We start from the raw sequence: 24,777 nt of genomic DNA, 5'->3' as shown, positions 1-24,777 counted from the left end.
TCCGTCTCATGATGACACGCGGATCGTCTGTCCTGCGGTCATGGTTAAAATCACTACATAATCACCCTGAGGTGTTAACTGCGCCTTAGGCTGATCGTTTCCTTCCACACGCAGTGGGTATGCACTCCGAATGGTTATCGAACCAGCGTGATCAGCCTTAATTTCGGCGCTTGAGAGTCTGCCATCTGCCCACGCGATTGCCACCGTGTATGCACCTCGTGCCCGAAGCCCTTTCACACTGCCACTGGCCCAGTACTCAGGCAGCGCTGGCAGCAGATGTAATTCGCCTAAATGGCTTTGCAACAGCATCTCCGCAATACCGGCAGTGCCACCAAAGTTGCCATCGATCTGGAACGGCGGATGATCATCGAACAGATTAGGATGCGTGGATCGAGCCAGCAGCGTACGGACAAACTGATGTGCCAGCTTGCTATCCAGCAGCCTCGCATACAGATTGATCAACCAGGCACAGCTCCAACCTGTATGCCCGCCACCTTGTGAGATGCGACGTTCAAGTGACACTCGTGCTGCTTCCACCAGTTCCGGCGTATCCAGTCGGTTGATCTGCTCCCCTGGGTACAAACCATACAGATGGGAGACGTGACGATGCCCTGGTTCGGATTCGGCAAAATCCTTAAACCATTCCTGCAGCTGCCCCTCGCTTCCGATCTTGAATGGATAGAGCTTGCTGCGTGCTTCGCTCCACTCCTTCGCCAGCTGCTGATCCACATCCAGCTGCTTCGTTGCTTCAATGCACCGATCGAACAACTCACGAATCAATGTCATATCCATCGTCGAAGCCATGGAGATGCTGCGAGCCTCTCCTTCCTCAGTCAGGAACTTGTTCTCCGGAGAGGTCGATGGAGCCGTAACCAGATATCCGTCTGGTCCCTCCACCAACCAGTCCAGACAGAAGAGTGCCGCTTCCTTCATGATTGGATACGCGCGTTCCGCGAGAAATTGTTGATCACGGGTAAACAGATAATGCTCCCATAGATGTGAGGTCAGCCACACGCCGCCCATTGGCCAGAACGCCCAACTTGCGTCTCCGCCTGTAGGCGTGGATGTCCTCCAAATATCTACATTATGATGGGCTGTCCAGCCACGTGCTCCGTACAAAATACGTGCCGTTCTTCTCCCGGTATCGCTTAGATCCTCCAACAAGCCAAACAGCGGCTCATGGCATTCACTCAGGTTGCATACTTCTGCCGGCCAGTAATTCATCTCGGTATTGATATTAATCGTGTAATCACTGTGCCAGGGCGGCTCCACCTGATGATTCCAGATTCCCTGCAGATTGGCTGGCTGGCTACCTTCACGTGAACTACCCATTAACAAATATCTACCATATTGAAAATAGAGTGCCTCCAGGCCAGGATCATTGGCTCCAGCCTGGTACGCTTGCAGTCGCTCATCTGTAGGCAATTCTTCATTGGCTGAAGCGCCGAGATCAATAGATACTCTTGAAAATAAAGTCCCATGATCCAGGACATGTCGCTCCCGAAGAGCCTTCATGCCATGAGCCATCGCTTTTGTGATTACTTCCCTGCACTCCTGATCCAGAAGCACACCATCTTTAACAGGCATCACATCATAGCCTTCAAAGGCGGTCGCCGCTGTCAGATAAAAAATAACCTGGTCAGCTCCCTGAATATGAAGTCTTCCGTCCATAACCGTTACTTCGGCATTCTTGCCCGTCGCAGTCGCGGCCAGTCGCATAGCATAAGCCGTTCCACGATCTTCTTCGTAGATGACAGACTCCGGATGATCCCTGAAATAATTCGATTCAACATGACTCGGACAGCGACTCAACAGTGTAAGTGCATCGTCCGAAGTCTGAACATTATAAGGATGTGGACTGTCCAACGTAACGCTTACGTTTACAGATCCCATACGATCAGCAGTGATGGTACAGATCATGAGATCATCTGTTGCACTGGCGTAAACTTCACGTACATAACGAGTGCCTTGATATGAATACTTCGTCGTTGCAATGCCGCTATGGAGATCAAGCTCCCGCTCAAATTCATCGTACGGGATCCCATCCAGTTCATCGTGCTGCAACTTAAAGTGGCCCATCGGCTGATAAGCTTCCACATCACGTCCCAGCATTTCGCGGTTCAGCAATTGTTCAGCTTCGCTATATTGCCCGGACATAATCAGTTCACGGGTCTGTTTCAGATACCGCTGACTGCTGTACTGAATGGTGTCGCGTGGAAATCCGGACCACAATGTATCTTCATTTAGCTGGATTTGTTCACCCGATGCTCCGCCGTATACCATACCGCCAAGGCGACCATTACCGATAGGCAACGCCTCTTCCCAGCGAGTAGCAGGCTGACGATACCACAGACGATTTTCTTTTGTTCTCTCATTAAATGGGGTCATAGATAACTCCTGTTCCTAATCAACTATTTTTCATTCATTACTAAAACGTTTTCGGTATAGCTAAATAACCAATATAAATACTGTTTTACTTGATTGAAATCCGCTTACCTACAAGGCTAAATTGTCGTTTATCTGAAAGTGCTTACAGTAAGAAAATTATATTTGATTTCGAAATTTGCGTCAATGTTAAACATCACATGGACAGCAAAAAAAGACCCTTGCTCAGGGCCTTTTTTGTATATCTGCCTATTCAATTAAAACATAAGTTATTTAACGTCTTTACCTGTCCACAGGGAAACACGATCCTTAACCCAAACAGTGTACTGTTTCTCCATTTCAACTGCGCCGGCTTTGTCCAACTCGGCGAGGAAATCATCGTATACTTTATCAAAGTTCGCAGCTGTAGTCAGAACAGCTTCAGGAATACGTTTGCGCACGATATCCTGTGTTTTTCGGAACGTTACCTCATAATCTGTACCTGATGGTACAGGCATGTTGTATGCTGCGCCCCAGTCTTTCAGTTGCAAATCATCTTCAGAAGGATAGAATTCTTTCCATGTTGTAATGCCATATGCTTTCAACGTTTCTTTCTCTGCGGCAGTATAACCAGCCTGGATCTGCTCTGGGAAGTTCGTTGTGTAAAAGTTATCCGTGGAATCTTTCACGCCATCACCGTATCTCGCACTAAACACGCTATACATACCGATTCCTGTTTCTTTGGTGAAGTTGGAGTTGTCATTGGTTTTACGATCCTGAATATCTTGAGGAATCACCCGTTGACCATCCTCTACATTGTAGTGTTGACCTTCAATGCCCCAGTTTCTCAAAACTTGACCTTCGTCCGAAGCGAGCCAGTCCATGAATTTGATAATACGAACCGGATCTTTGGCAGAAGTTGTAATCCCGATGCCATATCCGTCAAATCCGGTTGGCTGGAATGTATGGTCCACAATGTCCTTGTTCAGGGATACAGAGAAGTGAGCATATGTGCTGTCATCTTTGCCCGCTGATTTGAGTGCATTTTCTGCTTCTTGATAATTCCACTCCTGGTCAATCAGACCGAGTACGCGACCACTTGCGATTTTGGATTTATATTGGTCATCTTTTTGGACAAATGTATCTTTGTCCAGCAGTCCTTCATTGTACATTTTGTTCAACCAGCGGAAGTATTCTTTCTCCTCTGGACGTTTGTAGTGCAACATCGCTTCATATGTTTCAGGGTTGATATAATATTCTCCATCATCGGGTGCTCCAGTTGCTTGGAAGGCCGGGTTCGTTACTGTAATCATAATCTTCCAATCATCTGCATTCAGCGTCAATGGAATGGTCGGCTGACCGTCAATCGTTGGGTGTTTTTTCACATATTCTTTCAATACATTCTCGTAATCCTCAAGTGTTTTCACTTCAGGGTATCCGAGCTCTTTAAGTACTTTTTGCTGAATTTCAAATCCGCCTGTTGCGTCAAACGCAACATTATCAACACCCATATTCGTTGGGATTGTATAAATGGCCTGATCTTCCGAACTGTATTTCAGCCGGTTCATCTGGTCCCCATATATTTTTTTCAGGTTTGGAGCATGCTCCTCAATCAGATCCGTCAGGTCAAGCATTGCCCCTGCATCTACTAGTTTAGACAAGTTACCTTTTGGAAAAACAATATCAGGGTACTCACCGCTAGCCGCCATAAGTGCAATTTTCTGGTCTCCACCATTGTTTACATCATACTCAGCTTCAATCGTAACGCCTGTTTGCTTGGTAATCTCTTTACCGACTGCATCCTGCATCTTGTTCCAGGTTGGACTCGCATCCGCACCAAAGAATGTGAAAGTAACCGGTTCGGTTCCACTGGACTCTGAGGCTTCTTTACTTCCCGAATTTCCGCAGCCAGCTGTAACCAGCATTGCACTTGCGAGCATCAACATTGCAAACGTCTTGGGTGTATTGCCTTTCATTTTGCCTCTCATTGTCTAGTCCCCCTATTATTTATGAAGGTTTTATCTGTATAACAGGCTTTAAGCCTGAGGATACCGTTATAAGACGCATTTCTGTATGCGCTTACTAAAAATTAAATTTGCACTCTTTTTATCAAAATCTAAACCAATGAAAACTCTCTTATCAACTTACATAAAACGTTTTCGAAAAATAATTTAAAACGCTTACTGAAAGTGCTTACATTAACGATTATATGCTATCCTCCCCCTTTCGTCAACAACAAAAAAGGCCCCTTTTAAGGGACCCATTTTGCTTCGAAAATGATCGTTTATCATACCTTATTTTCAGTATTATTTCACGTCTTTACCTGTCCAGAGAGATACACGTTCCTTGATCCAAACGGTATATTGTTTCTCCATGTCTACCGCCCCTGCTTTATCAAGTTCAGCCAGGAGATCATCATACACTTGGTCGAATTTCTCAGGTTTGGCAAGGATGGCTTCAGGAATACGTTTACGGATAATGTCCTGCGTTTTCTGGAACGTTACGTTATAATCCGTATCCGAAGGTACAGGCATGTTATATGCTGCGCCCCAATCTTTCAGCTTCAAGTCGTCTTCAGAAGGATAGAAATCTTTCCACGTTGTAATGCCATAAGCTTTCAATGTTTCCTTCTCTGCCGCAGTATAACCTGCTTGGATCTGCTCAGGGAAGTTCGTTGTGTAGTAATTGCCTGTGGAATCTTTGACACCATCGCCATATCTTGCGCTGAAGATGTTATACATACCGACTCCTGTTTCTTTGGTAAACGCCGAGTTGTCATTGGTCTTGCGGTCCTGTACATCCTCAGGAATGATACGTTGGCCATTTTCCACTTTGTATTGTTCGCCTTCAATCCCCCAGTTTCTCAGCACCTGGCCTTCATCCGAAGCGAGCCAATCCATGAATTTGATAATACGTACAGGGTCTTTTGCAGTTTTGGAAATTCCGATGCCATATCCATCGAATCCGGTTGGTTGGAACGTATGATCCACAATATCCTTGTTGAGGGATACAGAGAAGTGAGCGTAGGTATTCTCGCCATTTTCAACTGATTTCAAAGCATTCTCAGCTTCACCATAGTTCCATTCCTGGTCAATCAGCCCCAGTACCCGACCGCTTGCGATTTTGGATTTGTATTGATCGTCCTTCTGCACAAATGTATCTTTGTCGAGAATGCCTTCATTGTACATTTTGTTCAACCAGCGGAAGTATTCTTTCTCCTCTGGACGTTTATAGTGCAACACCGCTTCATATGTTTCAGGGTTAATATAATATTCACCGTCATCCGGTCCACCTGTTGCCTGGAAGGCTGGATTCGTTACCGTAATCATAATCTTCCAGTCATCTGCATTCAGCGTCAGCGGAATGGTTGGCTGTCCGTCAAGTGTTGGATGTTTTGCATAATATTCTTTCAGAACTTTCTCGTAATCCTCAAGCGTTTTCACTTCTGGGTAGCCGAGTTCTTTCAATACCTTTTGCTGAATCTCGAATCCGCCTGTAGCATCAAACGCAACATTATCTACACCCATGTTCGTTGGGATCGTGTAAATGGACTGATCTTCCAAACTGTATTTCAGACGGTTCATCTGGTCCCCATAGATTTTCTTCAGGTTAGGTGCATATTTGTCAATCAGATCTGTCAGGTCAAGCATCGCGTCTGCATCCACAAGTTTAGACAAGTTGCCTTTAGGATAGATAATATCAGGGTATTCACCGCTGGCAGCCATCAAAGGTATCTTTTGGTCGCCACCATTATTCACATCATACTCAGCTTCAATTGTAACACCTGTTTGTTTCGTAATTTCTTGGCCGACTGCGTCCTTCATGTTGTTCCAGTTTGGACTTGCGTCAGCACCAAAGAACGTGAAGGTGATTGGACTGGTCGTATCCCCTGTGTCCGTTGGTGTTTCTGAAGCCGTAGTTCCTCCTCCGCTACCACTGCATCCTGCTGTAATGGCAAGAGCGCTGGCTAACAGAAGCATTGCGAATGTTTTTGGTGTTTTGCCCTTCATGTGTAATCCCCCTTATGGATAAAATGAAGCTATCTATTGTAGAACAGGCTGACCTGCACATACCGTAATTGGGTGATTCTCATTGTAAAACGTTTGATTTTATAACATAAAAAGCGTTTTCTAAAATGAAGTGAAAAACACTCGCTCTATCCAGTAATTTGAGGAACTAATCCGTACTCCTTTTGACTGAAGAGATTCATGTACATGCCTTGATAAATCACTAATGAAAGTGCTTTCATATTTGAATAATAATCCCTCTAAAAGTCCTTGTCAATAGTGAATTCACAAAATTGAAAACGTTTTTCGGAAAACGTTTTAGGTATAAAAAAGAACCCAGTTTCCTGGGCCCTTTTTTCGAAAAAACTATTCTGCTGAAACGAATTACTTGCTCTCTTCACCGCTCCACAATTGAACACGGCTTTGTACCAGCTCAGTGTATTGTTTTTCCATGTCCTCTGCTCCGGCTTTATTCAGCTCGGCAATCATCCCATCATAAATGGCATCGAATTGTTCAGGGGAACTGAGGATCGCTTCAGGGATCCGTTTACGGATAATATCCTGTGTTTTTTGGAAAATAACGTTGTAATCCGAGTCACCTGGAGTTGGCATATTGTACGCTGCTCCCCATGGTTTAACCGGGAACTCATCTTCACTTGGGAATAGATCTTTCCACGTTGTTGCGCCGTATGCTTTGAGTGTCTCTTTCTCTGCATCGGAATACGCCGCTACAATCTGTTCAGGGAAATTCGTTGTGTAATAGTTATCCGTTGAATCCTTGACACCATCTCCATAGTGACCAGACATATTGGTATAGAGGCCAATACCTGTTTCTTTCTGGAATACGGCAGCATTATTCGTTTTTTGGTCCTGAATATCGGCCGGAATCACACGTTTGCCATCTTTCACTTCGTACTGCTCACCTTCAATACCCCAGTTCATCAACACTTGGCCTTCCTCAGAAGCTAGGTAATCAAAGAATTTAATTGTACGAACCGGGTCCGGATTCGATGTTGTAATCCCTACACCCCATCCAGATACAAAACCAGGGTCCTGGAAGGAATGATCCTTGATATCTTTAGACAGAGTTACCGGGAAGTGTGAATAGGTCGCTTCATCTTTGCCCGCTGCTTTCAATGCGTTTTCCGCATCGGAATAACCCCAATCCTGGTCTATGACGCCCAGAACACGTCCACTTGCAATTTTGGATTTGTATTGATCTGTTTTCTGTACGAAGCTGTCCTGATCAAGCAGTCCTTCTTCGTACATATGGTTCAACCAACGGAAATACTCTTTCTCTTCCGGACGTTTGTAATGCAGACTTGCCTCATATGTCTCAGGATCAATATAGTACTCGCCGTCATCCGGAGCACCTGTTGCCTGGAAGGCCGGATTCGTTACCGTAATCATGATTCTCCAGTCATCTGCGTCCAGGGATAACGGAATCGTTGGTTGACCGTCAATCGTTGGATGTTTCTCCTTATATGCCTTCAATACATTTTCATAATCCTGCAGTGTACGCACTTCAGGGTATCCCAGCTCTTTCAATACACGCTGCTGAATCCCAAATCCGCCGCCTGCATCAAAATACTTCTGGTCTACCGCATAATACGTAGGCAGTACATAAATTCCTTGATCTTCGTTGCTATATTTCAGCCGGTCCATGTAATTACCATACAGCTTCTTCAGATTGGGAGCATATTGCTCGATCAGATCAGTCAGATCGACCATTGCCCCAGCATCCACGAGCTTGCTTAGCTCTCCTTTGGGTGAAACGATATCCGGATAGTCTCCGCTTGCTGCCATTAAGGATACTTTATCCTGACCACCACTGACGGCAAACTCACCGTTAAGGGTTACTCCTGTTTTCTCTGTAAGGACCTTCCCCACTTCATCCTTCATACCGTTCCAGTTCGGACTGGGATCGACGCTAAAAAAGTCAAAAGTAATCGGAGACGTATCACCGCTAGTGTCCTTAAACGACGTTTCGCCGCTGTTTCCTCCACCGCAACCTGCGAGCAAAGACATCGCAAGCACTGGAGCCAGTGCAATCTTCATTTTGTTTCTTGCCATAATGGTAATCCTCCCGTTTCATATGTCTGTCTATCCGGGACTTTTTTGTCCCTGTCTATAGCTTCATGAATGCCACTCCGCAGCCCTATACGGTGAAGCGCAGGCCAAATGGCTGCGCTTCGGGCATTCTGATGCTTCTTTTATTATACGGCCACTCTATCTATGTGGCGGCCTGTACAAACTTGCTTAAGCTTTTACTGCACCCAATGTCATACCACCAACAAAATACTTTTGCAGGAATGGATACACAATCAGGATTGGAACCGTAACAACGATCGTGATCGCCATTTTGATGGATTCCGGTGAAATCTGTGTCATTTGCTGTGCCATGTCATTGGCGTTACGTCCGGCTCCCGAGCCTTGCTGTGTACTTTGCAGTACTTTCATCAGCTCGTACTGGAGCGTGGTCAGATGCGCCTTCGAACCATTATACAGGTACGTATCGAACCAAGCATTCCACTGGCCTACAGCCAGGAACAACGCGATGGTTGCAAGTACCGGTTTACAGAGCGGCAAAATGATTTTGTAATAGATCTTAAAATCATTCGCACCATCCAACTTGGCTGATTCCTGCAATGCATACGGCAGACCATCAATGAAGGAACGGATAATGAACACGTTAAACGCACTGATCATACCTGGCAATACATATACCCAGAATGTACCGATCAGGTTCAGGTCACGCATCAGGATGTACACCGGAATCAGACCACCGGAGAAATACATCGTGAGTGCAAGTGCAGTAGAAACAAACTTTCTCAACTTAAAGTCAGGACGACTCAGTGTAAATGCGATCATTGAGGAACTGATCAAACCGAGTACGGTACCTACAATTGTACGTAGAATGGATACCTGCAAACCTTGCAGCAATCCATCGTATTGGAAAATCGTTTTGTAGTTTTGCAATGTGAAATCACGTGGCCACAAGTAAATTCCACCACGTACGGTATCTGTCGAGTTATTGAGTGAGATAGCCAGTACGTTCAGGAATGGATACAGTGTTACAATCAGCACCAGGGTCATCGCGAGGATGTTGAATATATCGAACAGCTTATCGCCCCGAGTAGCATTGAATGCTTTGTTCGCCATAATGTCGTCCCCTCCCTACATGATGCTTTCTTTGGTGAATTTTTTGAACAATCCGTTCGCTGTAAACAGAAGGATGATACTGACAACGGAGTTGAATATGCCTATGGCTGTACCATACGAGAATCGTCCCATATTCAAACCATAGTTGAGCGCGTATAGATCAAGCACTTCCGAGTAGTCTAGCACTAGACTGTTTTGCAGCAAAAATTGCTTCTCGAAACCGATACTGATCAGATGCCCGATGGACATGATGAACAGTACAGAGATCGTAGTCCGAATGCCTGGCAACGTGATATGCCACATTTGTCTCCAGCGGTTCGCTCCGTCTACACGGGAAGCTTCGTAAAGTTCTTGGTCAATACCGGTAATGGCCGCCAGATAGATGATCGCATTCCAGCCGGTTTCCTTCCACATATCTGAAGCGGTTACAATGTACCAGAACAGGTTCCCCTTAGCCATGAATTGGATCGGCTGATCGATAATGTTTAGGTTTACCAAAAGGTCATTGATAATCCCTCCATCGGTGGAGAGCATCTTGGTAATAATCCCTGCCACTACGACCCAGGATACAAAGTGAGGCAGATATGATACCGTTTGCACGGCGCGCTTGAAAAACATGCCTTTCATCTCATTCAAGAGAATCGCAAAGAAAATCGGCACGATAAAACCGATAACCAGTCCCATCAAGCTCATTGCAAGCGTATTTCGAAGTACCAGATAGAAGCGATCATCGCTGAATAGCTCTGCAAAGTGTTTAAAACCAACCCACTGTTGATCACCGAACGATCTGGCCGGTTTATAGTTTTGGAAAGCCATCGTCCATCCCCATAGTGGCAGATAGTTAAATACAAAAACCCAAGCTACGAATGGCAATGACATGAGATAGAGATACTTTTGCTGTTTCATACTGTCCCAAACTCTGTTCCGCCGTTTTTGTGTTGGCGGATTGGGGTCACTGCTTTTTTTCGCGGAAGCGGATTTTTCTGTTAGCGTTTCCATCTCCGTTCCCCCTCCTCTGATTTATAAAATAATCATACCTGATAGAGCGTTTTCAAAATACCATCTGGATTTTAGAGAAAATCATATGAAAATTAGATATCCCCTTATAAAATCCGATATTATATCTATAAAATTAGTGATAATGACGCTATCTATTAATAATTATTGAAATTACAAGGGAATTTAATTTGAAATTGGTAATGATCGAAAACGTTTTATAGAAATCGTTTACTTCATGTAAAACTAAAAAGAAAAAGGACCTCCAGGGTCCTTCAAATAGACTATTAGTTCGAAAACGTTTTTTACCTAATCAGGAGAAATACCAAACTCCAGAAGTACCATCCTCTGAAACATGGGCTACTCCCGTTCTGGCTCTCCTGAAGAATCTTTGGGCTGTGATCTAGCAAGCTCTCTAGCATGTTTGTATGCGGAAGGCGATTCCCCTACATACTTCTTGAATTTGCCGTGGAAGTAATCCACGTTGGCATACCCCACCCTCGCGGCAACCTGGTGCACCTTTAAGCCTTCATCGAGAAGTTCCTTCGCCTTCTCCATTCGGACCTTATCGAGAAATGCATTGAAATATTCCCCGGTATGGTTTTTGAACAGCTTGCCCAAATAACTGCTATTGTAGTTAAATACCTCAGCGAGTACCTCCAGCTTGAGATTTTCGCCGGGATTACGACGGATAAATTCAATCATTTGTTTCAGTACCGTATCCTTGCTTCCTCCACCCATGCGCTGAATAAGCCGGTTCAGGTGTTGAGCAGCCATTACTTTGAGATCCAGTAACGTTAATTGATGGTAGACCTCCGTAATTAGAACGGAATGCTCCTGCATAATAGATTGCATATGCTGATTCGTTGCCGCAAGTTTGTTAATAGCCAATGAAAACACTTGGGAGAACGCCGTCTTAATCGCCTGTTCTGTCTGATGATGGGGGATCAGACGTTCCTCGATTTCGGTCAGCACACGCATCACGGACTCGCTACTCCGAATGTCGAGCGCATAATACAGCTTGTCCGCCAATTCTGCTTCATCCGGTTCACCACTAACTTCATCCAGCGCAATAACCGGCCCAGAAGCACTTTTGCTCTTCTCGCCTTCGTTCCATAACATAATACGTTGTTCCGCGAACAGGAAACGTCCGCCCAATACGCCGTTGGCCTGATTATAGGAATGTGCGATGTCTGCTGTGGAGTTTACAGGTTGACCTGCTGCCGCGTACATGTGAATATTCCACTCTCCCAGCAGCCCTTCCAACTCATCATATAAACTCTGGGCAGATTGGACAGTCAAAATAGGCTCTTTACATAACAGTCCCAGTCCGGAATGGAACGAAAACACAATGCCCTGATCTTTCTGGTCAAAAGCTTCCGCCAGTCTGCGTTTCACTACACTACCACGCTGTAAATCAGGTTCGGCATGCATCTCCAGCAGCACAACCTGATACTGCGACCAATTCAATCCTAGAGCATTTGCTTCCATCGTTTCTGTACCTTCCAGGCTATCGAAAAGCAATGCTTCAATTTGGTGCTCCCGGTAGGCTGTATCCTCACCAGCATGGCGGGCCAGTGTCAGACGCTCCCTTGTCAGCATCACAGAGATCCGCTCCAGCTCACTGATAATCTCCTCTTCATCCACCGGTTTGAGCAGATACCCATCCACGCCAAAACTGATGGCTTTCTTGGCATAATCAAAATCCGCGTACCCACTCAGGATCAAAAAGTGCGACTCCGGATGGTGCTGCCGCACTTCTTCAATCACATCCAGCCCGGTCATGCCGGGCATGCGAATATCGATGATCGTCAGGTCCGGTTCCAGCTCTTCGAAGCGGGTGATGGCCTCACGCCCGCTGGCAGCTGTACCAATCACCTGAAAGCCGTATTTTTCCCAATCAATGATCGTTGTCAGTCCTTCACGTATGCTCGGTTCATCATCTACCAATAACACTTTATACATGCTGGTCTCCTCCTACTGGCAAGGTGAAAGAAACCTCTGTTCCTTCCCCGTACACACTCTTAATCTGTAATCCGTATGGCTCGCCGTAAGTCAACGTTAAACGTTGATGTACGTTACGCATGCCAATCCGGCTCTTCTCCTGTTCTTCCGGTCCACAGATGAACTGCATCACTTCAGCCAGACGCTCCGGCGTAATGCCTGCCCCATCATCATCGACACGCACCTGAACGACATCCTCCACCAAACGAATATTTATATTCACACGGACCGTGCCCTCTTTATTTTCCAAACCATGCACAATCGCATTCTCAACCAGAGGCTGAATGATCAAAGGAGGAATGTACATCTTCTCCACCTCCGGATCGATATGGATCTGGAAAGCAAGCCGATCGCCGTAACGGAATTTCTGAATTTCCAGATAAGAACGTACCATCTCCAGTTCGGCTCTGAACGTCGTTTTGCCGCTGCCAATCTCAAGACTCTTGCGCATCAGTTTGCCTAGCAGCCTGACAATATTGGCAATCTCCGCCTCGCCTTTGATATGGGCTTTCATGCGGATCGACTCCAGTGCATTAAACAAAAAATGAGGATTGATCTGGCTGGCCATCATTTTCAGTTTAATCTCTTTCTGTGCGATTTCCAATTGATTGTTCTGTTCCGTTGCCTCCACTACCTGAGTCATCAGTTCATTAATGCTCTTCACCATGTAATTGAACTGCCTCGACAGTTGCCCAATCTCATCATTCCCATCAATGCGGGAGGTGACGTTCAGATCACCCAGTGCGAGCTTATTCAAATGTTTGCTAAGGCGTAACAATCGGTTTGACGTGAGAAATGAAATGATATATACAAGCAACAATGCAATGACCAGCACAAGCGTAATGAAGAGCATACCGATCATGCTAATGGTATTCGCGTCTTTGACAATATTTTTGGTGGCAAAAACGGAAATGATCTTCAGGCTGTTCATGCTCGATCCAGGGCGCAGCTCATCAATTACAATATTGGATGGCTCCCCCCGAAAATCTGCTTCAATTGTGCCTTTGGTCTGATTTTGTAGATCTACACCAAAATCAAGCTCGTCCAGCGTCTTGCCCACTAGTTCGGTATTTTTGGCCGCAACCACATAACCCTGTTCGTCCGTAATCAACGTCTCGAACGGTTCCTGACGTAATAATCCATTCAGCTCATCCTGATTGATTACAATCATCAGCACACCCTCGGTCCGATATTCGGCAAAAGGCACTTTGCGCACCAGACTTAGCTTGTGCACCGGATTATCTCCCTTGTCAGGAATATAAAACCAGCCGATGCTCGTCGTTTTCAGTGCCTTCTGGTACCAGTAGCTCTCCTCGGTCTGCTTGTCCACAGGAATGAACTCCAGATTGTTGATCAGCGTCGGATTGGTGGAGTAAAACCGGATGCCCGCAACCTCGCGGTACAGACGCTTGTATTCCTGAAAATCTTTGTATGCGAGGTAAGCCGAGGTCAGCTCCACAACACTTTGGTATTGTTTGTTCACAATTTCTTTCAAATCATTATTGAACATCAGAATGTTGGAAATATCCGTAGGCACACGCAGCAATGTGGTGGTCTGACTTTTGACTTTGTCCACGTTGTTAATCGTCTGTCCAATGGCATTATCCAGCGCCTGCTTCCGAAAGTATCCGGTTACAGCCAGGCCAATAATCAGTACCGGAATCATGACGACAAGTACATAGGATATGAGCAATTTATGCTTTAATTTAAGATTGTTGGATGTTCGTATGAGCCTTTTAAACATATCTGCACCTTCCGTCGCTTATAAGCGCTTACATATAAAGGTCAGTACATATTACGCCTGCCCTTCCAATTCATCATACCACATAACAGCAAAAGCCCTACAAGAGGGCTTCAAAAAAAGGCTGTATGCTGAGTGAAAAACAAACATGAAGTTTGTATAACTATTTCTAATGTAAGAAGTAAAACAGATGGCTTAGCGGCTGCGTGCTGAGCGGAAACCGTGTCCTTTGGCACGCAGCGCAACAACCAGAGCTACAAGTGATAGGAACAGGATAGCCCAGGTAAAGGACGAGGCTCCCCATTGATTCAGAAGCACACCTCCCGCTAATCCACCAATAGCAATAGCGAGATTCCAAACGGTCGTATTAATTGGCATAACGATATCCACACCCTGCTCCCCGGCAGCTTGGGCAAGGGCGGTCTGCAACAGTGTAGCCGCACCGCCAAAAGTTAGACCCCAGAGCGCAACTGAACTAAATACAACGGCAATGTGCTCGCTCCAAAGACCCAATACCAGAGAGATCAGGGCAAAGCCCGCAAGACTGATGAGAACCAGCATACGCAACCAACGATCAATAAGAATACCTGTAATCCAGATGCCCACCAATGCCATCAGGCCAAATACAAGTAACATAAGTCCAACCTTTGATTCCAGACCGACATCGGCGAGGAAAGGGGCAATATAGGTGTACAAAATATTATGAGCAAGCATCCAGGCCAGAACGACAGCCAGAATGGGAATTACGCCAGGAGTCAGCAGCACCTTTATTGAAGAAATGCGCTGATCAGCAGACTGCCCCGGATAATCAGGTACTTTCCAGAGCACCCAGAAGATCAATACAAACGCCAGCAGCGACATCAGCCAGAATACCGAGCGCCAGCCCATAAAGGAACCGAGCAATGTACCTGCAGGAACACCGAATGATAAGGCAATCGGTGTACCGATCATCGCAACAGCCATGCCCCTGCCTTTGAGATGATCAGGCACCATCCGTAGTGCATAGCTACCAATCAAGCCCCAGGAGACACCGGCTGCAACACCGGCAAAAAACCGAGCAACAAGGGTCAATACATAGTTTGAAGAGAGGGCTGTAATGGTGTTGAAGACCAGGAAACCGATAATCGCTAGAAGTAAAAGCGGACGGCGTCGCCAACCCCTTGTCAGCACGGCCACAGGTATGGCGGCAATCAGAGAACCTACTGCATAAAATGTGACAAGCTGCCCTGCGCCTGCCTCAGAGACCTGCAGCCCTTCCTTGATTTGCGGCAGCAACCCCGCGGGAAGAGTTTCAGTCATAATAGCTATAAAACCAGCCATCGCCAAGGCCAGCAGCCCAAACCATGGGAAACGTTGAGAAGATTTATCGAACATCTGTGCAGCTCCTTTTTAAATAATATAGGACATAGAATCGAATTATGGATCGATCATTCCTTATATTATCCACCCTCTCCTACCTTGTCAACGACTTTTGGATCGATTAGTATATAATTAAGAAAAACGAGGGGGAATCTCTTATGGCAAGAACCGGACGTCCGCGCATTTTTGATCGGGATGAAGCCCTGTTGCAGGCAATGATGCTCTTTTGGGAACAAGGATTCGAAGCCACCTCATTGCTTCAACTTCGAGCGGTCATGGGGGATATTTCAGCAGCCAGCTTCTATGCAGCCTTTGAATCCAAAGAAGCTCTTTATAAAGAAGCGGTTGAACGATATATGGGTTCATTTGGACGCGTTACGGAAAGCTTCTCGGATCTTACGCTATCTCCAAGAGAAGCAATTGAAACAACTTTAAGAAGTACCGCCAAAATGCAAACAGACAGCGCACATCCATCTGGCTGTTTAATTGTGCTGTCAGCCAGCACATGTTCTTCCAAAAACAATCATATCCGTGACATAACTGCCGAGAAAAGAAAGCTGACTCGCAACCGCCTGCAGGCTTGCATCCAGCGCGCTGTAGAAATCGGCCAACTGCCTGCCTCCACGAATGTGGCAATGCTGACCACCGTATTTGATACCTTTATGCAAGGCATTTCTACACAAGCCCGGGACGGTATCCCTTTTGCAACGCTTGATCAGGCTATCACCGAAATTATGGGCATCTGGGACCTTGCTCAACATCCAGCGTGACCTTACTTCCTAATGGTCGAAATGTTAGAACAATCAAAAAGGCACTCCCATGATTGGAAGTGCCTCTTCATTGTATACTTTAACCATGTCCGTCCCGCTATGGACGGGGTGTGTCTACCCCATTCAGAATCAGCTTGGGATGAATATCAGCGCTAAGCGAAGCGGAAACTGCACAATACTTCTCTTCAGCCATTTGGATGGCTTTCCAGATCCGATAATCCGGGATATCGCCGTCCACCTTGAAGATCAGGTCAATGGAAGTAAATCCTTTCGGCATACCTTCACTACGTGTACCCTGTGCTTCAATCTCAATGCCAGTAATTTTGTCCAGGAAAGCGTCCAGAATCATCGTGATATCGATCCCCATACAACCTCCGAGACCTGCCAGTAACAATTCCATGGGTGTAGCACCCTTGCTGTCACCACCATAGGCTGCTGTGGCATCCATGCCAACCGCGTAGCCAGAGGGTCCTTCGGAAGTAAATGCGCGTTTGCCTTTCCATACCGTTGTTACATTCATGATGTTTATCCTTCTTTCTTAGAATTCAGTAATTTGCTGCAAAAATCTGCGTGTCCGCTCCTGGGTCGGGTGTTCAAAAAAGGCCTGTGGACTCGCTTCTTCCACAATTGATCCATCCGCCATAAAGACGATTTTGTTAGCCACATTCCGGGCGAACTTCAACTCATGCGTAACGACCAGCATCGTCATGCCTTCCTGTGCCAACTCCTTCATAACGGAGAGCACTTCTCCCACCAGTTCGGGATCAAGGGCTGAGGTAGGCTCGTCAAACAGCATCACCTCAGGCTCCATGGCAAGTGCGCGGGCAATCGCTACGCGCTGCTGCTGTCCACCAGACAAACGGGATGGATATGCATCCTGCTTGTCCGAAAGACCGACCCGATCCAGCAGAATCCGGCCGCGTTCGGCCGCTTCGTCCCGCTTGATTTTTTTCACAGTCACGAGCCCTTCCATCACATTGCCAAGCACCGTCTTGTGCGGATACAGATTGAACTGCTGGAAGACCATGCCGGTCTGGCGACGAATCTCCAGTACCCGGGCACGCTGGACTCGCAGCGGATCTGCGCTGTTAACCACAACACCGTTCACTTCAATCTGTCCTCCAGATAACTCTTCCAGTCCGTTTAGACAGCGCAGTAAGGTACTCTTGCCAGAGCCACTCGGTCCGAGCAATACCACAATATCTTTGGCATCGACATGCAGATCTATATTTGTGAGAACTTCATTTTTTCCAAAACGTTTGGTCAATCCTGTTGTTGTAATCACCGGTTCTCCCCTCCTATCAGTAAGCCCGGGCAAGCCGGCGCTCCACTTGTTCCAGAATGGCCGAGAATCCGATACTCATGATCCAGTAGATCACGCCAATCGCCAGATAAAACGGCATATTAACGTAATATTGCGCGACCAGTAGCTGTGCCGAGCGAAGCAACTCCGTAACCCCGAGGGCTGCCACAAGTGATGTTTCTTTCAGCATGCCGATAAACGTATTGCCCATTGGAGGGATCGCGATACGCACCGCTTGGGGGAATATAATCCTTCTCATCGTTTGAGCCGGTGTCATGCCTGTAGCATATGCGGCCTCCGTCTGCCCTTTTGGTACAGCTTGAATTGCTCCGCGGAACGTTTCGGACAGAAATGCACCCGCATTCAGACTAAGCCCGAGACAGGCTGCGGTGAGCGAGCCCAACGTTACGCCATAATCGACCAGCCCATAATAAATAACGAATAATTGCACCAACAGCGGGGTTCCCCGCATGATGGATACGTAGAAACGGGCGATCATTCTAAGCCACATCGGTCCTTTCAGACGCGCGATAGCGACGAGCAACCCAATGATAAAAGCAAAAAACATTGAAATCACAGTTACATACAGCGTGTAATATGCCCCCTTCAGAAAGAAGGGGATATTCTCAAATACCAATTCCATGGATCAAACTTCCCTTCGCCCTGCCGGTTCATTATTGCGCAGGCTCTTCACCGAACCATTTTTTGAAGATGGTATTGTACGTACCGTCATCCTTCATGCCTTTCAGTGCATCATTCAATGCAGCTACAAGTTCCGGGTTGTCTTTGCGAACAGCGATACCAGCTTGGTCACTCTTGATTGGCTCACCTACGGCTTTGATGTTGAAGCCGTTGGCATCCACAATGGGTTTCAGTGCATACATGTTGTTGATTGTGGCATCAATCCGTCCAGCATTCAGATCTTTGAGTGAAGAGATGACATCGTCATAGGTTTTGATCGTGAAGTCTCCCACTTTTGGCAACACTTCATTACGCAGATATGATTCATCATTCGTACCCAAACCTACGCCAATCGTTTTACCTTTGAAATCTTCCAGCTTGGTAATATCGTTATTGTCTTCTTTGACAATGATTTTAACTTGGTTCGTGATATACGGATCACTGAAATCCAGTACTTTCTTACGATCATCAGTAATGGTCATCTGGCTGATAATGGCATCCAGCTTTTTGGCTTGCAGACTTGGTGTCAGGCCGGAGAACTCCTGGGATACAAATTCCACCTTAACTCCAAGACGCTTCGCAACCTCACGTGCGATATCTGCATCGTAGCCGTCCATTTCTTTCTTATCGTTCAGGAAGTTGTATGGAGCGTACGTGCCCATCATGCCCACTTTGATGACGCCAGCAGACTTGATCTGCTCCAGTTCATTGTTCGCCTGTGCTCCATTGCTGCTTCCATTGTCCGTAGTTTTACTGCCACAAGCGCTGAGTACCAGCACGGTCATTAGCAGCAGGGCTGTTAAAGTCCAGCCTTTGCGAGATTTCATTCCATATGTTTTATTCATGTCATTAACTTCCTCTCATCCATGTAGTCATGTCTTGTTGAAATTTTTCTGTTTCCTGTCTTCCTAAACTGCAGTTGTACCCATTATTCCCTGCTGCTGGCTTAATCATGTGAATATTTAATCCAGTTGTTGAAAATAAAGCACCAGGGCCAGCACACTTTTATGTGCCGAGCAGTCCATAAAATTCAAAGCTTGCCGCCTCAGCTGCGAGCTTTGTTGCTGTCATTGATGAAAACTTGCTGTGCAACTCCTCCGAGCCAAACAGCCAGCGCGTAATCATGCCTTCAATCATGCTAACCAGCAGCGCAGCGCGAAGCGGTACATCCATGGATTCCGGCAGCATGCCCAGCTCAATGGCCCGTTGCATGTTGTGGCGAAATGCTTGTTCCACTGCATTACGTGTCTCCTCGACCAGACGCCGTACTGAATCCTCGGACACGATGCCTTTAAGCAACAACTCCATAAAATAACGATTGTCCGCTGCAAAGGAGAATAAGTCGGTAAACAGCCGTTCCGAAGCTCTCACCATATCTTCAACCGATCCGGCATCCTTGCGGTAGCCTTGTCCGATCGCTTCAAGCAACTTCTCCCTGCCGGTCAGTACAATTTCCGACGCAATGGCCTCCTTACTTTTGAAGTGCCAGTAAAAAGTACCTTGCGCGACGCCGGCTTCCCGGACAATATCGGAAATTTTCGTCTGATGGTAGCCCTGGGTCGCAAAACGCTCCATCGCTATGCGTATAATTTGGTCCCGGCGTTCTTCTCCGGGTTCCAAATGATTGTTTTTAGACATTTGCCTATCCTCCCGATTGATCAGTCAGTCAGTTAATGTATATCCTATTGGATAACTAGGTTTTTGTCAATATGGTTTTAAACAATTCATTACGAGCATAAGTTGAAGTTGGGCGCATTTGTGATCATAATAGATGATAGCCTTGTTCTAATGAGCAGGCATTGTCACGCAGGACAGCCTATAAGCTGTCATCTGCATTTCAAGGAGGAAGAGAATTGGACTTTATATCATCGATTATTATGGGCATCATCGAAGGTTTGACTGAGTTTTTGCCCGTGTCCTCAACCGGACACATGATTCTGACTGCCCACTTGCTGGGATTATCGGAGGACAACGAGTCAGTCAAAACGTTTGAGGTGGTTGTGCAACTCGGAGCTGTACTAGCTGTCGTTGTGCTGTACTGGAACAAATTCATTGATATGTTCCGCTTCACCGGAGGCAAAAGGAGCTACACCTCCCGCCTGAACCTCATACATATCTTTTTGGCGATGGTTCCTGCCGTAGTCATTGGACTTGTATTCCGGGACTGGATCAAGGCGCATCTGTTTGGAGCACAAACGGTGCTGTACAGCCTTGTTATTGGTGGTATTCTGATGATTATCGCTGAACGTTGGAGCCACCGCAGCGAGCGCATTACAACCCATGATGTAGACGATATTACGTATAAACAGGCATTTGTAGTGGGTCTTTTTCAAATTCTCGCATTATGGCCAGGCTTCTCCCGTTCCGGTTCGACGATCTCCGGTGGACTGTTCGCAGGGGTAAGCCGAGTTGCCGCAGCAGAATTTACATTCCTGGTCTCTGTGCCGATTATGATTGGAGCCACAGGATATGATCTATACAAAAGTATCGATCATCTGAATACCAGCGATTTCCCGATCTTCGCGATTGGATTCATTGCCGCATTTATCGTAGCCATGCTTGCCATTAAGACGTTCCTGTCTATTTTGAAAAAACTGAGTCTGACCGTCTTTGCAGTGTATCGCTTCGTGCTGGCAGCCGTATTCTTTATCATTTTAATGATGTAACCCTATCTTCAAGTCATGTAACAAAAAAGCCAATGGCGACCTGTTCCTTTCGGAACCAGGTTGCCATTTTTAATTTGCACAACCTTTTCAACAAACGGATTTTTCATTTCTGCCTTTACACCCCTCCCCCAACACCAAAACACCCCCTATCAGCGATAGGAGGCGTTTCATATAACTACTGCAATCTAAACGAACTGATTATGGTTATACCTTGGACTCCAAAGTTTGCAGGTACTCCGAGATTTGAGCAGGCGTTTTTGCCCATTTGCTGTGCAGATGTGCAATTTTCTTGCCGTTCTGGAATACGAGCAGGCTTGGAATGCCGCGTACACCGTTCTCTTCAGCAAACGGCAGGAACTCTTCTGCATCGAGGGCATAGAAGGTTTTATCCGCATGCTGGTCGATAACGTCCCCGATAAAGCGATCCAGGTTTTTGCAATCCGGACACCAGATTGTATCAAATTTAATGACGGTCATTCCGTCAGAATTAATTGTATCGCGATATTGTTGTTCACTTTGAATTCTTTCCATATGTCTTCTCTCCCTTATTTGATTCTTTATGGTTGACCTTCATTGTACCTCGTATAGTTACAATTGAAAATAGGCTGCCAACGTTTAACGGTGCTGCTTGTAGAGATTGGCGGGACTCAGCTCCCGTATTTCGTTAATCTCCGCAGCCGAAAGTGGTGCAGATTCCGAAGCAGCGATATTATGCAACAACTGCTCTCTCGAACTGGCACCTGGCACGACAGCGGCAACAGCCGGATGCGCCAAAGCATAACGAATGGCCGTTTGAGCCATGCTGCGATTGTCTGTAACCAAACGGCTCAGGCCTTCTCGTATGATGTGCAACTCCTCAGGAGTATAATCCAAATAACCCTTATCTGCCTTGGCAGCACCAGAATCGGCGAGAACCCCACTTGCCACAGGTCCACGAGCGATAACGCTAATGCCCTTTTGCTCCAATAAAGGCAATACTTCCTCTTCGGCCCGGCGATCCGCAACGCTATATTGGTTCATCACGCTGACAATGGAAGCTCTCTGCACATATTCACGAATCACGTTAGGCCGGATGGAGGATATGCCGTAATACCGGATAAGACCTTCCTGCTTCAGTTCCTCAAAGGCTTCGATCGTCTCTTCAATTGGATCATCCAGAGTGCCACCATGCAGTTGATACAGATCGATATAATCTGTCTGCAACCGTTTCAGGCTGTCTCGTACAGCCTGTTTTATATAGGCTTTAGACGGGTCCCATGACCAGCCTTCTTTTCCCGGTATGCGACGATTACCAACCTTGGTTGCCACAATGACCTGCTCCCGGCGTCCCTGGATAGCCTGGCCCACGATTTCTTCGTTTAATCCTGCATCATACAGGTCAGCGGTATCCAGAAGATTAACGCCACGATCCAATGCTTCATGAATCAAGGCTACGGCAGGTTTCACTTCGGTTCCAAGCGACATACAGCCTAACCCAATTTCACCAACCATGAGTTCGGATGAACCCAGACGATTTTTCTTCATATGTTGTGCATCCCCTTCCATACGTTCTGCAAGTTTCCATTGTATCATTCTTGCTGGCAAAAATCGCATATGACATATGAGCGCACACAAAAACCCGGGACCATACCAGCTCCGGGCTTCTCATGCTAATTGACTCTATGCCAAAATCTATTTTAAATCACACGTGAACCTTTTTTGCTTCCATAAGACGGTTTTGAAGATGGACTAGAGTTTTTCATCAGTCCTGATACCGTACTGAACAGCTTATCCCTTGCTTCTTTATTCCTCATCAAATAAGTCACGCCTGCTCCAATGGCTGTTACAATAATTCCACTTTTTTTAGACATATGTTGTTCCTCCTTCAGGATTAATGTACATCGTCTCTTGCTTGAGATTACCCTGTGGGAGAAAAACGAATCGTCAGATGCGATGCCTTAAATTAGAGAATGGCTTATTACAGCGTAAAAAAGATGGCCCCTGAAATTGAAAATTCAGGAGCCATCTTCAAACATGATGTATAAGTCGAGATCATTGTTACTACTGTATAACCTGCTTAGTCATAACAATCGTCCTTTCAATCGGACGGTGGTGCGACATGAGTCATTTCCTCATGTTTGTAGGTGGAGCCATCCGCAGTGAGGTAGAAATGCCCGATCGGATGCAGATCTTCATCCAGTTCATAGACCAGCGGAATGCCTGTCGGGATATTAAGCGCCATTACGTCCGCTTCGGACATTTGGTCCAAATGCATGACGAGTGAACGGAGCGTATTCCCGTGCGCGGAGATAAGTACCCTTTTGCCCGCTGACACAACCGGTTTGATCTCCGCATTCCAATACTCCAGCACCCGCTTCGATGTATCCATCAAATTCTCGGTACGAGGGATGGTGCAGCCCAACCGTTGATACTTGTCCTGGTCCTGAACATACCGATCATCAGTTTCGTCCAGTGCTGGGGGAGATACGCTAACGGAGCGTCTCCACTCCTTCACCTGATCCTCACCGTACTTCAGCGCAGTCTGCTGTTTATTCAGTCCTTGCAGTGCACCATAGTGACGTTCGTTCAGTTTCCACGTCTTCGTGATCGGAATCCACATCCGGTCCATCTCATCAAGTGCAATATCCAGTGTTCGAATGGAGCGTTTGAGGACTGAAGCATAAGCGTAGTCAAAATCAAAACCCTGTTCTTTCAGGATCTTTCCCGCTTTGCGCGCTTCTCCGTATCCATCGGTCGTCAGATCCACATCCGTCCAACCGGTAAAACGGTTCTCCACGTTCCACATACTCTGTCCATGGCGAATCAATACGACTCTGTACATAAGCGTGAATCCTCCTTCCATGAAACCATTACCCGCAAGGCGAGCCGGATATGCCCATGATATGTGAAATTATTAATAGTACGGTGCCATCATCAGATATACAACTACACCCGTGGAACTCACGTAGAGCCAGATTGGCATCGTCCAGCGAGCAATTTTACGGTGTTTCTTCAATTGATTCGTCCAGCCCCATACCAGAGTGAACAAAGCAAGCGGCACAATAATCGCTGCCAGAATGCTGTGTGTGATCAGAATGAAGAAATAGATGGAACGAATGATGCCTTCCCCGCCGTATTTGGACGTTTCCGGAGACAAATAGTGGAACGACAGATACGTAACGAGAAATAAAAGGGTCGTTGAAAATGCAGCAAGGATGAAACGTTTGTGCAATTTCACATTCCGCTTGATAATGGCAATCAGGGCCGCAAGCAGGAAGATAAAGGTGAAGCTGTTGAAAACGGCGTTAAACCGCGGCAACACTGTAATGTCAAAGGCTACATCGCCTTTGTATCCGATCGACGGTGCAAAGAACAACAATAAAATAATGACATTGGCGATAATGGAAATGGTAATAATGAGACCTGCAAAATTTTTATTACTGGTCGGGGCAATCTGATTGGATTGAATGTTCGGGTCCCCTTTGTCCTGTTTGCCCAATGAAAAATCCTCCTCATATCCTAACTTCTATGTTCTATCTCATTATATCTTGCCATTTCTCGACTGTTAAGTGACAACACTCTGAACAAAAAGCCTCGTCAGATACCTTTAAAGTGCCCCCTTCAGGCCATTTTCATTAAAAGCCCACCATCACTGGTTTACCCCACCCTGTATTCATGGTATAATTAATGTAATTAATCACATACGCGTTGAACTGGAGGAGCCTGTCACCAAGGGCCCTCCTTG

General features: G+C 46.4%; 21 protein-coding genes. 2 read left to right on the top strand and 19 right to left on the bottom strand.

The annotated features are described in order from the left end of the window. Positions 1–6: 6 nt before the first annotated feature. The 9 genes from BLV50_RS28760 to BLV50_RS28720 form a co-directional block, all read right to left on the bottom strand. On the bottom strand, positions 7–2,388 hold the full coding sequence (locus BLV50_RS28760; protein ID WP_090811358.1) for a glycoside hydrolase family 95 protein: 2,382 nt from the start codon (positions 2,386–2,388) through the stop codon (positions 7–9). A 266-nt stretch (positions 2,389–2,654) separates the two neighbouring features. After that, a complete protein-coding gene (locus tag BLV50_RS28755; RefSeq protein ID WP_063566630.1) occupies positions 2,655–4,340 on the bottom strand; it encodes an ABC transporter substrate-binding protein in 1,686 nt (561 codons plus the stop codon). 330 nt (positions 4,341–4,670) lie between these two features. After that, on the bottom strand, positions 4,671–6,374 hold the full coding sequence (locus tag BLV50_RS28750; RefSeq protein WP_090811356.1) for an ABC transporter substrate-binding protein: 1,704 nt from the start codon (positions 6,372–6,374) through the stop codon (positions 4,671–4,673). Between the two features lie 381 nt (positions 6,375–6,755). Continuing rightward, positions 6,756–8,444, bottom strand: coding sequence for an ABC transporter substrate-binding protein (locus BLV50_RS28745; RefSeq protein ID WP_090811353.1), 1,689 nt, complete (start codon positions 8,442–8,444; stop codon positions 6,756–6,758). A gap of 186 nt (positions 8,445–8,630) precedes the next feature. Then, positions 8,631–9,533: a carbohydrate ABC transporter permease gene (locus BLV50_RS28740; RefSeq protein WP_063566553.1), complete on the bottom strand. Its 903-nt coding sequence runs from the start codon at positions 9,531–9,533 to the stop codon at positions 8,631–8,633. A 15-nt stretch (positions 9,534–9,548) separates the two neighbouring features. After that, on the bottom strand, positions 9,549–10,532 hold the full coding sequence (locus BLV50_RS28735; RefSeq protein ID WP_063566552.1) for an ABC transporter permease: 984 nt from the start codon (positions 10,530–10,532) through the stop codon (positions 9,549–9,551). A gap of 357 nt (positions 10,533–10,889) precedes the next feature. Continuing rightward, positions 10,890–12,494 carry a response regulator transcription factor gene (locus tag BLV50_RS28730; RefSeq protein WP_090811351.1) on the bottom strand — a complete coding sequence of 535 codons (1,605 nt, stop codon included), beginning with the start codon at positions 12,492–12,494 and terminating at the stop codon, positions 10,890–10,892. Next, positions 12,487–14,277 carry a sensor histidine kinase gene (locus BLV50_RS28725; protein ID WP_079697115.1) on the bottom strand — a complete coding sequence of 597 codons (1,791 nt, stop codon included), beginning with the start codon at positions 14,275–14,277 and terminating at the stop codon, positions 12,487–12,489. Before BLV50_RS28725 ends, BLV50_RS28730 begins: the two co-directional genes overlap by 8 nt. A 192-nt stretch (positions 14,278–14,469) precedes the next feature. After that, complete coding sequence (locus BLV50_RS28720) at positions 14,470–15,648, bottom strand: MFS transporter (RefSeq protein WP_090811349.1); 1,179 nt, start codon at positions 15,646–15,648, stop codon at positions 14,470–14,472. A gap of 143 nt (positions 15,649–15,791) precedes the next feature. Here BLV50_RS28720 and BLV50_RS28715 point away from each other — a divergent pair, with 143 nt between their 5' ends. Then, positions 15,792–16,403 carry a TetR/AcrR family transcriptional regulator gene (locus BLV50_RS28715; protein WP_063566548.1) on the top strand — a complete coding sequence of 204 codons (612 nt, stop codon included), beginning with the start codon at positions 15,792–15,794 and terminating at the stop codon, positions 16,401–16,403. Positions 16,404–16,500: 97 nt separating this feature from the next. Here BLV50_RS28715 and BLV50_RS28710 read toward each other — a convergent pair whose 3' ends face one another. From BLV50_RS28710 to BLV50_RS28690, 5 genes are all read right to left on the bottom strand, one after another. Beyond that, on the bottom strand, positions 16,501–16,923 hold the full coding sequence (locus BLV50_RS28710) for an OsmC family protein (protein WP_024631426.1): 423 nt from the start codon (positions 16,921–16,923) through the stop codon (positions 16,501–16,503). Positions 16,924–16,941: 18 nt separating this feature from the next. Next, on the bottom strand, positions 16,942–17,688 hold the full coding sequence (locus BLV50_RS28705) for an amino acid ABC transporter ATP-binding protein (protein WP_072735571.1): 747 nt from the start codon (positions 17,686–17,688) through the stop codon (positions 16,942–16,944). A 16-nt stretch (positions 17,689–17,704) separates the two neighbouring features. Next, complete coding sequence (locus BLV50_RS28700) at positions 17,705–18,349, bottom strand: amino acid ABC transporter permease (RefSeq protein ID WP_090811347.1); 645 nt, start codon at positions 18,347–18,349, stop codon at positions 17,705–17,707. A 31-nt stretch (positions 18,350–18,380) separates the two neighbouring features. Beyond that, a complete protein-coding gene (locus BLV50_RS28695) occupies positions 18,381–19,214 on the bottom strand; it encodes a substrate-binding periplasmic protein (protein WP_090811428.1) in 834 nt (277 codons plus the stop codon). Positions 19,215–19,392: 178 nt separating this feature from the next. Next, positions 19,393–20,025 (bottom strand): TetR/AcrR family transcriptional regulator, encoded by a 633-nt coding sequence (locus BLV50_RS28690; protein WP_090811345.1) that lies wholly within the window; start codon positions 20,023–20,025, stop codon positions 19,393–19,395. 239 nt (positions 20,026–20,264) lie between these two features. Here BLV50_RS28690 and BLV50_RS28685 point away from each other — a divergent pair, with 239 nt between their 5' ends. Next, a complete protein-coding gene (locus BLV50_RS28685) occupies positions 20,265–21,053 on the top strand; it encodes an undecaprenyl-diphosphate phosphatase (protein WP_063566628.1) in 789 nt (262 codons plus the stop codon). A 204-nt stretch (positions 21,054–21,257) separates the two neighbouring features. Here the strand turns inward: BLV50_RS28685 and BLV50_RS28680 are convergent, their stop codons facing one another. The 5 genes from BLV50_RS28680 to BLV50_RS28665 form a co-directional block, all read right to left on the bottom strand. Further along, on the bottom strand, positions 21,258–21,584 hold the full coding sequence (locus BLV50_RS28680; protein WP_090811343.1) for a thioredoxin family protein: 327 nt from the start codon (positions 21,582–21,584) through the stop codon (positions 21,258–21,260). A gap of 84 nt (positions 21,585–21,668) precedes the next feature. After that, on the bottom strand, positions 21,669–22,577 hold the full coding sequence (locus BLV50_RS28675) for an aldo/keto reductase (protein WP_090811341.1): 909 nt from the start codon (positions 22,575–22,577) through the stop codon (positions 21,669–21,671). 152 nt (positions 22,578–22,729) lie between these two features. Further along, a complete protein-coding gene (locus tag BLV50_RS32970) occupies positions 22,730–22,903 on the bottom strand; it encodes a hypothetical protein (RefSeq protein ID WP_161490622.1) in 174 nt (57 codons plus the stop codon). A gap of 227 nt (positions 22,904–23,130) precedes the next feature. Beyond that, entirely contained in the window at positions 23,131–23,874 is a 744-nt protein-coding gene (gene gpmA / locus BLV50_RS28670; RefSeq protein ID WP_063566542.1) for a 2,3-diphosphoglycerate-dependent phosphoglycerate mutase, read from the bottom strand. Positions 23,875–23,946: 72 nt separating this feature from the next. Beyond that, positions 23,947–24,531 carry a DUF420 domain-containing protein gene (locus tag BLV50_RS28665; protein WP_170867957.1) on the bottom strand — a complete coding sequence of 195 codons (585 nt, stop codon included), beginning with the start codon at positions 24,529–24,531 and terminating at the stop codon, positions 23,947–23,949. Between the last annotated feature and the right edge of the window lie 246 nt (positions 24,532–24,777).

Origin of the sequence: Paenibacillus sp. 276b (assembly GCF_900107875.1) — a bacterium.
Classification (GTDB): Bacteria; Bacillota; Bacilli; order Paenibacillales; family Paenibacillaceae; genus Paenibacillus; species Paenibacillus marchantiae.
The sequence above is the reverse complement of the archived record's forward strand: the minus strand, read 5'-3'. Positions and strand labels throughout refer to the sequence as shown.